Origin of the sequence: Streptomyces sp. NPDC051051 (assembly GCF_040682975.1) — a bacterium.
GTDB lineage: Bacteria > Actinomycetota > Actinomycetes > Streptomycetales > Streptomycetaceae > Streptomyces.
The window spans coordinates 1-15,922 of record NZ_JBFBCB010000091.1 but is presented as its reverse complement, the minus strand read 5'-3'; the positions used below and the strand labels follow the sequence as shown (position 1 = coordinate 15,922).

The following is a 15,922-nucleotide window of genomic DNA, read 5'->3' as shown; positions in this document are numbered from 1 at the left end:
AGTTCGCCCAGTACGGCGCGCAGCGGGTCCATGTCGGCGTCGCCGAGGTACAGCAGGGACGCCGCCCGGGCGTTGCGGATGAGTTGCCGGCCGATGGGGTGGCGTTCGGCGTGGTAGGTGTCCAGCAGTTCTTCGGGGGCCCGGCCGTTGACGGTTGCGGCGAGTTTCCAGCCGAGGTTGGCCGCGTCCTGCAGGCCGGCGCTCAGGCCCCAGGCGGCCAGCGGCGGCATCGCGTGCGCGGCGTCGCCGGCCAGGAGCACCCGGCCGCGCCGGTAGGTGTCGGCGAGGGCGGCGCTGTTGTCGCAGGCCCACATCCACTGTGCCTGGCCGTGGTGGATGGACTCGCCGGTCAGGCGCTGCCAGGCGTCGGCGACCTGGGGGAAGGTGAGCGTGTCGGGGTCGGGGTGGGGCGGCAGGTTCCGGTCGTGGATGACGATGCGCAGCCGGCCCTCGCCCAGGGGGGTGCACACCACCATGTGGCCACCGGGCAGGCGTTCGCCGATGGGCCGCGGGCGCAGGGTCACCCCGGTGATCTCCGCGGTGTACATGCCGCGGGTGGGCTGCCAGGTCCGGGCGGGGATGCCGGCGGCGGTGCGCACGGTGCTGCGTGCGCCGTCGCAGCCGACCAGGTAGCGGGCGCTGTCGTGGGCGGGGCCGTCGGGGCCGTCGAGGTCGACGACGACGCCGTCGGGCGTCTCGCGCACGCCGGTGACCTCGTGGCCGCGGCGCACCGTGACGCCGAGTTCGGCGAGCCGGTGGGCGAGCATCTCCTCGGTGCGGGCCTGGGACAGGCCCAGGACGCCGCTGTGGTTGTCGGCCAGCATGCCGAGGTCGAAACGGACTCCGCCGAAGTGTCCCATCGGGCCCCACCGGAATTCACCGATCCGGGAAAGCAGTCCGCGCTGGTCCAGCGATTCGGCTGCCCGCCGGTTGAATCCGAGTGCGCGGGATTCTCCGGAAGGGGCGGGGAGTTTGTCGTAGACGGTGACGTTCACGCCGCCCAGGTGGAGTTCTGCGGCCAGCATCAGTCCGACCGGCCCGGCACCGACAATGATGACGCCAGTTTCCATTTTTGGCCTTCCACGCGGGCGGCTGGGAAATCGTCGTTTTCAAACTACACAGGGCCCCCTTCGGCTGCAATGACACAAGGAATGCCGAACTCGCAGCGTGCGCGGGGGCGTTCAACCGCGGATTTCTCCGCGGTTGAACGCCCCCGGCGGGGGTGCGGTTCCTACGGCGCCGGGACGGGCGCGGGGTTGGCGTCGCAGGCGGCGTCGGCGCCCTTGGCGGAGGCCGGGCGGGTGCCGTCCTCGAGGTAGGCGCTGACGTAGGCGTTGATGCACGTGTTGGCGTTGCGCGACAGCGACGTCTCGTGTTCGTAGCCGTCGTTCTCCAGCAGGAGCCGGGAGTTGGGGAACCGGCGGTGCACGTCGTAGGCGCCGGCCAGCGGGGAGCCGGCGACGTGCCGGCCCTGGACCAGGAGGATGTCCACGCCCGCGGCGCCGGTCTTGTGCGGGGTGCCGGCGGGCACCGGCCAGAACGCACACGGCGCGTTGTACCAGGCGTTGTACCAGGTGAGGAAGGTGGTGCCGGTGCGGTACTGGCGCCAGTAGTCGCGGTGCCAGCGCTTGACGTCGCGCGGCCAGGGCGAGTCGGTGCACTGGACGGCGTTGTACATGGCCTGCTTGTTCTGGGTGGGGTAGCCGGGGTCGTTGAAGTTGGCCTTCAGGCCGGTGGGGTCCTTGCGCAGCACCCAGTCGGCCAGTGCCTTGGTGTGGCCGGTCCAGGAGGAGCGGCGGTAGAGGTTGACCAGGAAGACCTCGGTGTACTCGGCGGGTCCGATCCGGCCGTCGACGGGTGTCTGGCGCACCCTCGCCATGCCTTCGTCGTACCTGGCCGCCACCTGGGCCTTCGTGGTGCCCAGGTGGTAGGTGGCGTCGTGGGCGGCGATCCAGGAGAAGTAGTTCTCGGCGCTCTTTTGGAAGGTGACGTTCTGTTCGAGGACGTCGTCGTACCAGCCGCCGGTGGGCTGCACGACGGTGTCGAGGACCATGCGGCGCACCCGGTGGGGGAACATCGAGGCGTAGACCGAGCCGAGGTAGGTGCCGTAGTCCCAGCCGAAGTAGGTCAGCTGTTCCTGGCCGAGTGCCTGGCGGATCAGGTCCAGGTCGCGGGCGGCGTCCTTGGTGCCGAGGTGGGCGAGGGTGTCGCCGTGGGCGCGGCCGCAGCTGTCGGCGAAGGCGCGGGCCTTGTCCAGCCACGCCTGTTCGTCGGCGGGCGTGGCGGGCACCAGGTCGGGGCGGGCCTTGCCCGGCCAGACGTAGGTCGGCTCGCAGGTGATCTGCGGCTCGCTGGCCCCGGTGCCGCGCGGGTCGAAGCCGATCCAGTCGTAGGTGGCGCCGACGGCCGGGGACAGTCCGGAGGTGCCCTTGGCGAACCGGGTGGGCAGGTCACGCCCGAACTGCCCCGGCCACTGGCCGCGGTTGAGCAGCACGATGCCCTGGTACTGCTCGTCGGGCGCGGTGTGCCGGGCGCGGGTCAGGGCCAGTCGTATCGTGCGGCCGTCGGGGCGGCTGTGGTCGAGCGGGACCTCGAGCGTGCCGCATTCGAGCCCTTTCAGGTAACCCCCGATGACCGGGTCGTTGTCCGGGCAGGGCGACCAGGAGACGCCGGCCGCCGGCAGGTCGGCCGACGCCTTCGCCGGTGCCGCGACCGCCGCGCCGGCCAGGGCGGTGGCGGCCGCCGCCGTCATTGCTAGGAACTTCCTCACGTATTCCCCTTCTTGAGCGCAGGCGCGCCGCGCGGCCCGGTGCACGGGCAGGTCGGCGCACCCGATTTCCACGGGCATGTCCAGGGGGGTCGGCGAGAGACTATCCGCAGGAGGAAGTGGCGGGAAAACATCTACGGTTGAACACCGAATGCGCCTCGGGCGGAGCCGAAATGGCGCACCGGTCCGGCTACGGAAAAAAAAGGGGGGCGGCCGCGGAAAAGGAAGGGGCGGGCGCCGGGTGCGGGGCGTGAACGGGGAAAAGGGGCGCGGAGTTCGCCGCCGGGGCCGGGCCGGGCAGGCCGGGACGGGAAACGGCCGTTTCGCCGGGGCGGGGACGGGATGCGGCGGCTTTGCCGGGGATGCGGAGCGGCCGTTTTGCCGGGGCGGGCCGGGGCGTGAGAAAACCCCGCGGAGCGGCCGTGGGTCGGGCCGTTTTCCGCGGGGCGGGAAAGAGAGAGGGGGGTGTGTCAGCGTGGGGTGCCGGGGGCGGCGGGCGGGCCGCCGGCGGCCATCTGCTGCATCCGTTCGCGCATGTTCGCGGTGGTGTTGGCGTGCGGGAACTGCGCGGCCGGCACGTCGGCTCCCAGGAACGCGCACAGCGGTTCCCAGCCCTGCTTCACGTCGTAGACGAGGAGGTTGTCCGCGGGGACGGCGTCCATGATCTCCTGGTTGCGCCGGTGGTAGACCTCGATGGCCCGGTCCTTGTCGGCGAACCGGCCCTCGAACAGGCCGTCCCAGGTCATGACGCTGGTCATGCGGTAGACGCGGGCCTGCCGGGACCCCGGGGGTGCAGGGTTGTCCTTGTTCTTGAGGACGAACTGGTAGAGCGTGTTGTAGGTGCTCTCGTACCAGCTGTCGGCGTCGCGCACCGTCAGGACGACCTTGGCGTCGGGGAACGCCTTGGTGATCTGGTCGTAGTAGAAGGAGGGAGGGCCGTCCACCGCGGAGGTGTAGCCGTCGAACACGGCGTCCCAGTCGGCCTGCCGGCCGTCGCAGATGATGCCCTCCCACTGTGCCAGGCGCTTCTCGTCGCCGACGATGTCGAACATGTGGTAGCAGGGTCCGTAACCGAGCTGTTCCAGCGCCTCCTGCAGTGACGTCGTCCCGGTCCTGCCCAACCCGGCGTTGATGAGCTTCAGCACGGTGCGGTTCCTTCCCTGGCGGCTGGGTGGTCGGCTGCGAGCATGCTTTCCCGCGGCCCGCGCGGAGTCAACAGGGCTGTGTGCGCCAGAAGTTGACCGGGCGTGCCGGCCGCGGGCGGGTCCGCAGGCCGCGGGCGGGTCCGCAGGCCGTGTGCGGGTCCGCAGGCCGTGTGCGGGTCCGCAGGCCGCGGGCGGGGGTGGTGCGGGGCCGGGGGTGGTGCGGGGTGCCGGCTGTTCAGCGCCAGGCCGCCGGGACCTGCCGGGTGGAGACGTTGATGCGGTTCCAGAGGTTGACCAGGCCGATGTGGATGACCAGTGCGGCGAGTTCCGTCTCGGTGTGGTGGCGGGCCGCTTCCTGCCAGACCTCGTCGGAGACGGGGTCGTCCTGGCCGCTGAGGTCGGTGGCGCTCTCGGCCAGTGCCAGTGCGGCGCGTTCGGCGGGGGTGAAGCAGTCCGCTTCCCGCCAGCCGGCCACCCGGGGCAGGCGTTCGTCGGCCTCGGCCGCGCTGCCGAGATCGTCGGGGATCGTGTAGATGCGGCCGTTGAGCTGGCTGACCCGCAGCCGGATCAGGTCCAGTGTGCGCTGCGGGACGCCGACCTGGCCGATGACCTTGGTCAGGTCGAGCAGGGGCTGCAGGGCGTCGGGGACGACCAGCGAAGGGTTGTTCATCCTCGGGGGCATCGGGGCTTCTCCCTGTGGGTCGGGCCTGCTGCGTGGCTGCTCGGGCGTCGTGCGGCGAGGAACGAAGAAGGGGGTGGGGGCACGCGGCGCGCTCGTGCGGCGGCGGGTGCCGGTGCACCAGGCTGCCGTCGCGCCGCCCCGTCCTGCAAGTGCGGGGCGCGCCGGACGGGGCGGGGCGCGTGTTCGACTGCGGAACGGGCGCGGTTGAACACCGGCGGCGTTCACGCCGGCCTCGGTGGGAGCACCGCACCTGTGTGACGCTTCGGTGCAGCACCCCCGCACGTGAGCCACCCCGCACTCCCCTACGACGGAAGGGACGTCCACCGTGCCGGTCGACAAGATCGCGCTCATCACGGGCGCCAACAAGGGCATCGGATACGAGACAGCACGGCAGCTGGGCGAGCAGGGAGCCGTCGTCCTGGTCGGCGCCCGTGACGAGGTGCGCGGCAAGCAGGCGGCCGCCGCGCTGGCGGACGGCGGCATCACGGCGGTGCCGGTGCACCTCGACGTGACGGACGCGGCCCGCGTGGCCGCGGCCGCGGCCTTCGTCGAGCAGCGGTACGGCCGCCTGGACATCCTGGTCAACAACGCCGGCATCGCCGGCGCTTTCACCGGGGCGCCCAGCCAGGCGCGGGCGGACGACCTGCGGCAGGTGTACGAGACCAACGTCTTCGGCGTGGTCACCGTGACCCACGCGATGCTGCCCCTGCTGCGCCGCTCGCAGGGCGGACGCATCGTCAACATGTCGAGCCACCTGGGATCGCTGGCCCTGAACGCCGATCCGGCGTCCCCGACGGCCGGCGTCAACATGATCGCCTACCAGTCCTCCAAGACCGCCCTCAACGCGATCACGCTCGCCTACGCCAAGGAGCTGCGCGACACCCCGATCAAGGTGAACGCGGCCCATCCCGGCGTGGTGGCCACCGACATCAACGGCCACCGCGGGCAGCGCACGCCCGCGCAGGGCGCCGTGATCGCGGTCCGCCTGGCGCTGCTGGACGCCGCGGGCCCCTCGGGGGCGTCCCTGTCGCAGGACGGTCCCGTCCCCTGGTAGCCGCCCGCCCGCGGACCGGGCCGCCCCGTCCCGCGGTGGCCGCCGGGACGCCCGGCGGGCCCGGGGCTCCAACGGGGGTCGTTTTCTGCTCGGTCGATCCTCGAGAGCAAAGGCCCAGGGTGGAGCGAGGTGTGGGAGATCCGGGAGAGACCGGACCCGATGCAGGAGGAGTGCTGCGGCGATGAGCTTCGTCAAGGTGTGTCCGGTGGACAAGATCCCGGCCGGGGGCGCGATCGCGGTGGAGGTCGGTGACCTGCCGGTCGCCCTGGTGCGCAGGGGCGAGACGGTGTACGCGGTCGGTGACCTGTGCTCCCACGCCGAGGTCTCCCTGTCCGATGGGGAGGTCGAGGGCACGACGATCGAGTGCTGGCTGCACGGGTCGTGTTTCGACCTGCGCAGCGGCCGGCCGGTCAACCCGCCGGCGACGGCGCCGATCGCCACCTACCGGGTGAAGGTCGAGGACGGCTTCGTGTACGTGTCGCCGGACGGCGAAGGCCCGGGGGGACGGTCATGACGTCGGCGTCGAAGGGGCCGGGGCGCCGGCCGGTGGTCGGGATCACCGGCCGGAGCGTGCCGGTCACCCTGCAGGGCACCGACATGGTGGTGAGCCTCGCGCTCCAGTCGCATGTGGACTTCCTGGCCGCCGCGGGCTGTCTGCCCGTGGTGCTGCCGCTGCGGCCGGGCGTCGAGGAGGTCGTCGCCGGTCTCGACGGCCTGCTCGTGCCGGGCGGCCCGGACGTCGATCCGGCGCTGTACGGGCAGAGCCGGCATCCGCGCACCCGTGGCGGCAGCGCGGACATGGACCGTGCCGAACTCGCCGTGCTCGGTGCGGCGCTGGAGGCGCGTCTGCCCCTGCTCGCCGTCTGCCGCGGCATGCAGCTGCTCAACGTGCGGTGCGGGGGCACCCTGCACCAGCATCTGCCGGAGATCACCGGCGACGACACCCACCGCCCGGACGGCGCCGCGTTCGTGTTCGGCCGGCACGTCCTGGAGCTGGAGGCCGGCAGCCGTATCGCCTCGGTCCTGGGCAGCGACGGCCCGCCCGAGACCGCCTGCCACCACCACCAGGCGGTCGACCGGATCGGCACCGGCCTCACCGCCACCGCCTGGGCGCCGGACGGCGTCGTCGAGGCGGTCGAGGCGGTCGGCCACCCCTTCGCGGTCGGCGTGCAGTGGGAAGCCGGCCAGACCGAGGACGACCGGCTCCACGTGGCACTGGCCCGAGCCGCCCGACACCGCTGAACCACCCGCCCGGGCCCGCCCGGCCGGGAGCCGCCCGGCACAGGTCACCCGCCGGGGCCCATCCGCTCGGGCCCGCCCGGCGGGGCCACCCGGTGATGACGGTCCGTCCAGGTCGGCCCGGCCCAGCACCGCCCGCGGGAGCCCGGCCCAGCACCGCCCGCGGGAGCCCGGCCGGCGGGAGCCGCGGCGGCCAGGCCTGACGGGCAGAAACCACCCGCCGAGGGCCACCCGGCCGAGTCCGCCCGGCGGGAGGGCCGTCCGGCGGGAGCGGTCCTGCCGGGTCCGTCCGCCGGGGTCCGTCCGCCGGGTCCGTCCGCGGGGGTCCACCGGTGGTTGACCGGGACTAAAGAGGCCCAGGTCATGCTGCGTAGGCATCTCCACTCAGAATGCACAGCCGAGCACGACCACATTTGCGTGTCGAAGGCATTCCCGGCACATGCGGCAGTCCCCGTGACCGTGAGGCTGTCACCTTCCGGAAGGACGAAAATGGGAGCAGTCGAGGTTCCGGTTCTTATCGTGGGCGGCGGCGGATGCGGTCTTGCCGCCTCCAACTTCCTGTCCGATCACGGTGTGGACCACCTGCTCGTCGAACGGCACGCGGACACCGCGCACGTGCCCAAGGCGCACTACCTCAACCAGCGCACGATGGAGATATTCCGTCAGCACGGGCTCGACGGGCCGATGGTGGAGCAGGGGGCGCCGCTGGAGCTGTTCGGGAAGCTGCGCTGGCTGACCTCGCTGGCCGGGGACCGGCCGATGGACGGGCAGCACCTCCACGAGATGGACGCCTTCGGCGGCGGCTCGCTGCGCGCCCGCTACGCCGCTGCCGGGCCGGTGCTGCCGGTCAAGCTGCCGCAGGTGCGGCTGGAGCCGATCCTGCGCCGCACCGCGCAGGAACGGAATCCCGGGCGCATCCTGTTCGGCCACGAGATGGTCGCCTTCACCGACGAGGGCGACCGGGTGGTCGCCGAGATCCGCGACACCGCCACCGGTGAGAGCACCACGGTCACCGCGCGCTACCTGGTCGGGGCCGACGGCGGCCGCACGGTCGGCCGGGCCCTGGGCATCGAGATGGAAGGCGTGCACGGCCTGCTGGACGTGACGACCGCGTACTTCAGCGCCGACCTGTCGCCGTGGTGGCAGGAGGGCACGCTGCTGACCCACCTGCTGAACGCCTACGACCCCGACCTGTGCAGCAACCTCATCGAGATGGGGCCCAGCTGGGGCAAGGCGTGCGAGGAGTGGGTCCTGCACTTCGAGCCGATGGATGCCGACCGGCTCGACGAGGAGTCGGTCGTGCCCAGGATCCGGGAGCTGCTGGGCCTGCCCGGCCTGGAGCTGACCTTGCACCACGTGACGAACTGGACGGTGGAGGCGCTGGTCGCCGAGCGCTACCGCAAGGGACGGGTGCTGCTGGCCGGCGACTCCGCGCACCGCCAGCCGCCCACCGTCGGCCTGGGCCTGAACTCCGGCATCCAGGACGCCCACAACCTGGCGTGGAAGCTGGCCGCGGTGCTCGGCGGCCGCGCCCACGACAGTCTCCTGGACACCTACGAGGCGGAGCGGCGGCCGGTGTGCCGGCTCAACGTCGACTGGGCGGTGTCGGCGGCCTCGCACCACCAGACGGTCCTGGGCACCGTGGGCCTGGGCCCGCGCGTCCCCCAGGAACGCCGGCAGCGCATGTTCGCCGCCTACTTCGACCAGTCGCCCCTGGGTGAGGTGGTGCGGGCGCGGACCGCGGAGATCCTGGACACCCACCGCGCCGGCTGCCAGGCCCACGACTTCGAGATCGGCTTCCACTACGAACAGGGCGCCCTCGTCCCCGACGGCAGCCCGCCCCCCGCGCGGGTGCCCATGCGCGACGTGTACCACCCCACCACCCGGCCCGGGCACCGGCTGCCGCACGCCTGGCTCGAGCGGGACGGCGAGCGCCTGTCGACCCACGACCTGACCGGCTCCCCGGCCGGTTTCGTCCTGCTCACCGGCGACGACGGGGCGGCGTGGGCGCAGGCGGCCGCACAGGTCGCGGAGAAGTTCTCGGTCCCCATCCGCACCGTCCGCATCACCCAGCACCCCCAGGCCGGGCAGGACGGGCAGGACGGGCCGTTCACCGACGTCGACGGCGGCTGGGAGGCCGTCCGCGAGGTCCGCGGGGACGGCGCCGTCCTGGTCCGCCCCGACACCCACGTGGCGTGGCGCGCGATGACCGCCGCCGCGCACCCGGCGGACGTCCTGGCGAACGCGTTCTCCCGCATTCTCGACCCCCGCGCCACCACGGGTTCCGCTTCCTGATCCCCGGCAGGCAGAGCGCCAGACCAGAAAACAGGAGGGGGAAGGGGGCGGGGCGGGGCCCGGGGAGGGGGCCGGCGGCGCCTTCGGCATCCGGCCGCACACCGGCCACCCCCACCCCCACCCCCCCTTTTTTTCCTCTTTTCTCTTTTCTTCTTTCTCCCTTTTTCCCGGCAGGCCGGGACGACGCATCGGTGAGGCAATGGACAACGAAGAGAACACGGTGGCGGCGGGCGCGACGGTCCTGGTCCTGGGCGCAACCGGCCGGCAGGGCGGCGCGGTGGCCCGCGAACTGCTGCGCCGCGGACGCGACGTGCGCGCCCTGGTACGTGACGTGCGCGCGCCCGCCGCGCTCGCGCTCGCCGAGGCGGGTGCGCACCTGGTGCACGCGGACCTGGACGAACCCGCCTCCGTGCGTGCGGCGATGCACGGCGTGAGCGGCGTGTTCAGCGTCCAGACGTTCCGGGGCCCCGGCGGGGTGGCCGCGGAGGAACGCCAGGGCAAGGCGGTCGCCGACGCCGCCGCCGAGGCGGGCGTGGAGCACCTGGTGTACAGCTCGGTGGGCGGCGCCGAACGCTGCGCCGCCATCCCGCACTTCCGCAGCAAGCTCGCCATCGAGGAGCACATCGACAAGCTCGGCCTGCCCGCGACGGTGCTGCGGCCGACGATGTTCTACGACATCCTCCTGGACCTCGGCCCCCGCCTGGTCGACGGCGAGCTGGTCTTGAGCCTGTGGCTGAGCCCCCACACCCCCGTCCAGGTCATCGCGACCGGCGACATCGGCGCGTTCGCCGCGGACGCCTTCGACGACCGGGCCGCGTGGCTGGGCCGGCAGGTGGAGATCACCAGCGACGAACTGACCGGCGTGCAGATCGCCGAGACGTTCGGGCGCGTGGCCGGCGTCCCGGCCCGCTACGCGCAGCAGTCCTTCGAGCCCCTGCGCACCGCCCGCCCCGACCTGGCCGCCATGTTCGACTGGCTCGAGAACGACGGCTACCACGCCGACCTGGCCGAACTGCGCCGCATCCGGCCCCGCCTGACCAGCCTGGAGAGCTGGCTGCGCAGCAACTGGACCGTCCCCGTGAGCTGAGCGGTCACCGCGCAGCCCGGCACTGCCGGCCTCCCAGCCTCCCAGCCTCCCAGCCTCCCTGCCTCCCTGCGTCCGTGCGTCCGTGCGTCCGTGCCGTACGGGCCCCGGACGGCGAAGGCGGCACGGGACCTGCCGCACACACCACCGCCCCCCTGCACCTGCCCGGCCACGGCCGCCGTGAGCAGCCGCCGCACACCCCCGCCACCGGTGCCACCGGTGCCACCGGGCACAGAGGCGCACAGCGGCACAGGGGCGAACAGCGGCCGGGGAGGGCGGGCAGCGGCCGGGAGCGGGGGGGGGCGGCCCGTCGCCGGGCAGCGGCAGCCCCGGGCGCGGCGGCCGCGGTCCGGGCACGGGAGGGGCAGACCGAAGAAGCGGGGAACCGGCCGCCCGTGCCCGAAAGCCCGGCGCGCAGCTGACGTCCGGTCAGGGACAGGAGGCTGCGTGAGCGCCCGCGGGCCCACGCCCCCGCACCCGGCGGCCGGCGTCGCACGGACCGCATCCGGCCGATGAGGCAGGCCCGGACCGTGCCCGGAAGGGACGGGACAAGGAAGTCCGCGCAACGGGCCGCCGAAACGGCGCCCCCCTTCCCGCAGCCGGACACGGCAGCACAGCGCCGCCGCCATCGGGCCGCCCGGCCACCGAGAGGCCCCCTCCCCCGGCCCGGACCGCACCCGGTGCGACGCACACCGCCGCGCAGGGCCGGCCTCCCCCGGTGAGAGCCGGGCCCGCCGCCCGCCACGGCACACCGGCAGCAGGACACCGACGCCACGAAAGCCCCCTCCCCCGGGCGCACGTACAGTCAACGGCCGCCGCGCCGACAGCAGCTGACGTGCCGACAGCAGCTGACGTGCTGTCAGGCAAGCGCCCGGACCGCGCAGAGCACACCGACCGTGGCGGCGAGGGTGCCCGACGGAAGGCCGAGGAAGCCTGCGGGCCGGGCAGGGCCGAAGACGGAGGCGGCCTGCGAGCCGGGCAGGGCCGAAGGCGGGCACCCCGGCACCCGCCGCCCGGCCCGCCCCGCCCCGCCCGCCCCGGCCCGCCCGGTCCGCAGGCCAGTGGGAGCAGCCCGCCGGGCGCTGCCGTCACCGCCGGCGAGGGACAACCACGCACAAGGCCCCGGCACCGGCCGGTGCGGCGAGGAAGGCGAAGGCGAGCACCACCGGGGGACGCGGGCGACGGGCCCTCCCGGCCGGCCGGGAGGAAGCCGGGGGAAAAACCGCCGCCGATGCCGTATCACCCGCCGGCCGCGCCGACGGCCACCGCGCGCATCGTGACACGCCACGGTGAGGGCCCGCCCGGCACGTGCCCGCTCGTCGGCGCCGGCGGGCGGGCGGCCGGCCACCGGCCCAGGAACAGGGGCAGGCGCGGGAACAGGGACAGGAGCAGGCGCGGGGACGGGGACGGGAGCAGGCGCGGGAGCAGGGGCGGGAGCAGGCGCGGGAGCAGGCGCGGGAGCAGGGGCGGGAGCAGGGGCGGGAGCAGGGGCGGGAGCAGGGGCGGGAGCAGGGGCGGGGGCAGGGGCGGGGGCAGGGGCGGGACCGGGTGCGCCGGCGCCTTGGACATCCGGGGCAGACCGGCGCCGTCCGCTTCACCCGGCGGCTCACGCCTCCCTCCGGGACGCAGCACCCCGCGTCCTGGCCGGGCGTCGGCGGACCAGCCTGTTTCGACACCCCTCCATGTTGACGTCCGTCCATCCGGGTGACAGCCTCGATTGTATCGACAGTCGTCGATACAGCGTCGTCCCGGAGGGGAGACCGCCATGTCCCGAGTCCAGCTCGCCCTGCGCGTCGCCGACCTGGAAGCCTCGATCGCCTTCTACTCCCAGCTCCTGGGCACCGAGCCGGCCAAACGGCGCGCGGGCTACGCCAACTTCGCCGTCACCGAGCCCCCGCTGAAGCTGGTGCTCATCGAGGGCGACACCCCGCAAACCCGCCTGGACCACCTCGGCGTCGAGGTCGCCTCCCCCCAGGACGTCACCGCCGCCGCCACCCGGCTGCGGGACGCGGGCCTGGCCCCGCGGGAGGAGAACGACACCTCGTGCTGCTACGCCCTGCAGGACAAGGTGTGGGTGAACGCCCCGGGCAAGGAGGCGTGGGAGGTGTACGTGGTCAAGGCCGACGCCGGCACCCGGGAAAAGGCCGCCCCCTCCCCGAACGCCTGCTGCGGGACCACAGCCTGCTGCACTCCCGCCGGGCAGGCGCCCGCTCACGCCCGGACGCCGGCCCGGACGAAGGCCGCCGCACGCACCGGCACCACCTGACCCGCTGCCCGCCGGACGGCACCTGCCACCACAGCGCGGCCACGACCACCGGACAGCCGGCGCACGGCCGGCGCAGGCGCCCCTGCCCCGCCGTCACCTGCCGCAGGACACCCGCCGCCACCCCGGCGCCGGCCCCGGGCCGGGCACCGCCCCGCACGCCCGCGCCCCGGCACCCGCCGAGCCCCCAAGGATGCCGGCGACCTGCCCGATCCGCTCCCCCGCACAAAAAAGCCGCCCCCGCCCCCGCCCTGCCGGAGGAAAAAGCCCCCGGTCCGCAAAGGCGGAAAAGCCGGCGTCCCGGGTGCCCGCCGCCGTCCGGGGCGGCGCCCTTCAGGTGGTGGCGAACCCGGCCAGGACCCGGCCCAGGATGCCGGTGTCGATGCGGTGCCACGAACCCGGCAGCTGCATCCCGAACCCGTTGGGCAGCGCGGCCGCGGTCGCCCGGGCCGCATCACGCAGCCAGTCACCGGTGGCGTCACTGTTGAGGACCACAGCCGGCGTGCGCAGGGCGGCCAGACGGCCGACGGGCACCTCGAAGTCCCCCAGGATGGTCGTGTCGTACAGCAGCGTGTGGGCGTTCGCCTCGTTCGTCGCCCACAAAGGAGCCTGCCGCCACTCGGCGATGACCTCAGCCCCCAGACCCAGCAGTTCACTCAGCCAGTACCGCGCGGCCTCGTCACGCCGGCCCTCGGCGAGCAGCACCCGCAGGACGTCCATGCAGTCGGCCGGCGGCCTGGGATGCCCGGCGGTGCGGAAATACGGCTCGTGCAACGCGAGCTTGGTGATCGCCACACCCGCCAGCGCCGCCTCCAACGCCAGGTTCGCACCGGTCGACCCGGCGAAGACGACCGCCTGCCCCCCGGCCTCCTCGATCACCGCCGCCAGATCCTCGACCTCACGCCCGACGGCATACCCGGGACAGTCCCCGCTGCGCCCGCGTCCGCGACGGTCGTAGACGTAGACGGTGCAGTGCGGCGCCAGCTCCGGAACCAGCGGGTCGAAGATGGTGTGGTCACGGAACGCGCCGTTCACCAGCACGATCGGCGGACCGTCACCGGCACTGCGATACGCGATCGTCGTACCGTCCGCAGAAACGACCTTCCGCATGCCACTCTCCTCATCCTCCACCGACACGTACGCGCAACAGCAATCTCCCGCACCACGGTCGACAGCCGGTCGAGAACGGATCGGACCACCCCCACACCCACACCACGCCCCACCCCAACCCACCCCCCACACCCACACCCACGCCCCGCCAACCCACCCCGCATGCACGCAGCACCGAGAACCACCACAGCCGCAAACAGCGACGCAAGGACACAGCGAACGACGTGAGAACGGCGAGCGACGGCGTGAGGGCGGCGACGTGAGGCGGCGAGCGGCGAGCGGCGACGTGAGGCGGCGAGCGACGGCGTGAGGCGGCGAGCGACGGCGTGAGAACGGTGACGAAGACCGCGAACGGCGACGCAAAGACGCCGACGAAAGCGACGGGCGACGGGCGACGGGCGACGGGCGGCGGGCGGCGGGCGGCGGGCGGCGGGCGGCGGGCGGCGGGCGGCGGGCGGCGGGGCAAAGGTGCCGGCCAGAGGCCCGCGGGAACGGGACGGGAGGGAGCACCCCGTACGCGGGCCGCCACCCCGGCCCGGCCCGACCGGGCATCCCCCTCCCCTCCCCTGCCCTGCCCTGCCTTCACCGTTCCGCGCCGGCCCGGGGCGGACACCTCCCGCACCGCCCCGTCCTGGTCCGCCCCGGATCGGGCCGGGCACCCCCCGCCCCGCCCCGCCCCGCCCCGGTCCGCCCCGTTCCGGTCCACCCCGGCTCGACCAAAACTATCGGCGCCCCTTCAACACTGAGGCGACAGCCGTATCCACGAAGGAGCAGGGGCGAATGGCGGACAACAACATGGCTCAGGCGGCCGCACCCGCACACGTGGTCGTCATCGGAGGCGGCATCACCGGTCTGGCGGCCGCGTTCTTCCTGCGCGACCAGCCGGTACGGGTGACCGTCCTGGAGGGCTCCTCCCGCCTGGGCGGACAACTGTCCACAGCACAACTGGCCGGGGTCACCATCGACGAAGGCGCGGAATCGATGTACGCCCGCCGCCCCAAGACCGCCCGCCTCCTCCAGGCAGCCGGCCTCACCGACCAGGTCGTGGCCGCGGCAACCAAATCGATGGCGATCTACACCCGCGGCCAGATCCGGCCCCAGCCCGACCGCCAGTTCATGGGCGTGCCCTGCGACCTGGACGAACTCGCCAAATCCGGCATCGTCTCCGACGCCGCCGTGGCCCGCGCCCGCCAGGACCTCACCCTGGCGCCCACCGAACGCCACCACGACGTCTCCGTGGCCGACTACGTCGCAGGCCGCCTCGGCCGCGAGGTCGTGGACCGCCTCGTCGAACCGTTCCTGGCCGACGCCTACTTCGGCCGCGCCGACGAACTCTCCTTCGAAGCCACCCTCACCCCCCTGGCCACCGCCGCCCGCCGCCACACCTCCCTGACCGCAGCCGCCGCCGCCCTGCTCCCCCCACCTCCCCCGCCCGGCGAACAGCCCACCACCGGCATCTCCACCCTCGCCCGCGGACTCGGCTCCCTGCCCCAGACCCTCGCCGACCACCTGCTCGCCGCCTCCCCCCACTCCCGGATCCGCACCCACACCCCCGTACACGCCCTCACCCGCCGCACACACGGCTGGCGCATCACCACCGGCACCCCCGCCCACCCCGAACACCTCGACGCCGACGCCGTCATCCTCGCCGTCCCCGCCGACCAGACCCGCCGCCTCCTGACCCCCCTGCCCGCCACCACCGCAGCCACCACCGCCCTCGCCGACATCCCCCACGCCGGCTCCCTCATCATCACCCTCGCCTACCCCCGCAACACCCTCGCCCCCCTACGCCCCCTGGGCCACAGCGGCTACCGCATCCCCACCATCGACGGCCACGCCCTCAAAATCGTCACCTTCTCCACCATCAAATGGCCCCACCTCACCGACGACATCGACATCATCCGCTGCCAGGCCGCAGGCAGCGGACACGAAGACCTCCTCCACCACGACGACACCGACCTCGTCACCCTCGCCACCACCGAAATCACCCAAGCCACCCACACCACCAACCGCCCCCTGGCCACACACATCACCCGCTGGCCCGCCACCATCCCCCAATACACCACCGGCCACCACGACCGCGTCACCCGCATCCGCACCACCCTCCACAACCAACCCCACCTCGCCGTCTGCGGAGCCGCCTACGACGGCATCGGCATCGGCCAATGCATCACCAGCGCCCTCAAAGCCACCGAACACATCCTCACCCAACTCCCCACCCCCACCCCACAGACATAACCCACAGACATAACCCACACCCCCACACACCACCCCCACACCACC

The 15,922-nt window shown here is 73.6% G+C and carries 13 protein-coding genes; 7 read left to right on the top strand and 6 right to left on the bottom strand.

Annotated elements, in window-relative coordinates; genetic code table 11:
• From AB0N31_RS35120 to AB0N31_RS35105, 4 genes are all read right to left on the bottom strand, one after another.
• A partial coding sequence (locus AB0N31_RS35120; RefSeq protein WP_366062587.1) for an FAD-dependent monooxygenase occupies positions 1–1,070 on the bottom strand: 1,070 nt, incomplete at its 3' end.
• A 161-nt stretch (positions 1,071–1,231) separates the two neighbouring features.
• Positions 1,232–2,770 carry an alpha/beta fold hydrolase gene (locus AB0N31_RS35115; protein WP_366062586.1) on the bottom strand — a complete coding sequence of 513 codons (1,539 nt, stop codon included), beginning with the start codon at positions 2,768–2,770 and terminating at the stop codon, positions 1,232–1,234.
• A 467-nt stretch (positions 2,771–3,237) separates the two neighbouring features.
• Complete coding sequence (locus AB0N31_RS35110) at positions 3,238–3,912, bottom strand: sulfotransferase family protein (RefSeq protein ID WP_366062585.1); 675 nt, start codon at positions 3,910–3,912, stop codon at positions 3,238–3,240.
• Between the two features lie 235 nt (positions 3,913–4,147).
• Positions 4,148–4,594: a carboxymuconolactone decarboxylase family protein gene (locus tag AB0N31_RS35105; protein ID WP_366062584.1), complete on the bottom strand. Its 447-nt coding sequence runs from the start codon at positions 4,592–4,594 to the stop codon at positions 4,148–4,150.
• Positions 4,595–4,919: 325 nt separating this feature from the next.
• On the opposite strand from AB0N31_RS35105, the gene AB0N31_RS35100 reads away from it, so the two are divergent.
• From AB0N31_RS35100 to AB0N31_RS35080, 5 genes are all read left to right on the top strand, one after another.
• Positions 4,920–5,648, top strand: a complete 729-nt coding sequence (locus AB0N31_RS35100) for an SDR family oxidoreductase (RefSeq protein WP_366062583.1) — start codon at positions 4,920–4,922, stop codon at positions 5,646–5,648.
• Between the two features lie 181 nt (positions 5,649–5,829).
• On the top strand, positions 5,830–6,162 hold the full coding sequence (locus tag AB0N31_RS35095) for a non-heme iron oxygenase ferredoxin subunit (protein WP_366062582.1): 333 nt from the start codon (positions 5,830–5,832) through the stop codon (positions 6,160–6,162).
• Positions 6,159–6,890 (top strand): gamma-glutamyl-gamma-aminobutyrate hydrolase family protein, encoded by a 732-nt coding sequence (locus AB0N31_RS35090; RefSeq protein WP_366062581.1) that lies wholly within the window; start codon positions 6,159–6,161, stop codon positions 6,888–6,890. Before AB0N31_RS35095 ends, AB0N31_RS35090 begins: the two co-directional genes overlap by 4 nt.
• Positions 6,891–7,376: 486 nt before the next feature.
• Positions 7,377–9,182 (top strand): FAD-dependent monooxygenase, encoded by a 1,806-nt coding sequence (locus tag AB0N31_RS35085; RefSeq protein WP_366062580.1) that lies wholly within the window; start codon positions 7,377–7,379, stop codon positions 9,180–9,182.
• A gap of 199 nt (positions 9,183–9,381) precedes the next feature.
• Entirely contained in the window at positions 9,382–10,269 is an 888-nt protein-coding gene (locus tag AB0N31_RS35080) for an NmrA family NAD(P)-binding protein (RefSeq protein ID WP_366062579.1), read from the top strand.
• A 1,236-nt stretch (positions 10,270–11,505) separates the two neighbouring features.
• On the opposite strand, the gene AB0N31_RS35075 is transcribed toward AB0N31_RS35080, so the two are convergent.
• Positions 11,506–11,835, bottom strand: coding sequence for a hypothetical protein (locus AB0N31_RS35075; RefSeq protein ID WP_366062578.1), 330 nt, complete (start codon positions 11,833–11,835; stop codon positions 11,506–11,508).
• A gap of 196 nt (positions 11,836–12,031) precedes the next feature.
• Here AB0N31_RS35075 and AB0N31_RS35070 point away from each other — a divergent pair, with 196 nt between their 5' ends.
• Positions 12,032–12,532, top strand: a complete 501-nt coding sequence (locus tag AB0N31_RS35070) for an ArsI/CadI family heavy metal resistance metalloenzyme (RefSeq protein ID WP_366062576.1) — start codon at positions 12,032–12,034, stop codon at positions 12,530–12,532.
• 330 nt (positions 12,533–12,862) lie between these two features.
• Here the strand turns inward: AB0N31_RS35070 and AB0N31_RS35065 are convergent, their stop codons facing one another.
• The gene (locus AB0N31_RS35065) at positions 12,863–13,639 is read right to left on the bottom strand and encodes an alpha/beta fold hydrolase (protein ID WP_366062575.1); all 777 of its coding nucleotides are present in this window, start codon (positions 13,637–13,639) and stop codon (positions 12,863–12,865) included.
• A gap of 780 nt (positions 13,640–14,419) precedes the next feature.
• Between AB0N31_RS35065 and hemG the strand changes: the two genes are divergently transcribed.
• Positions 14,420–15,877 (top strand): protoporphyrinogen oxidase, encoded by a 1,458-nt coding sequence (gene hemG / locus AB0N31_RS35060; RefSeq protein ID WP_366062574.1) that lies wholly within the window; start codon positions 14,420–14,422, stop codon positions 15,875–15,877.
• Positions 15,878–15,922 lie beyond the last annotated feature (45 nt).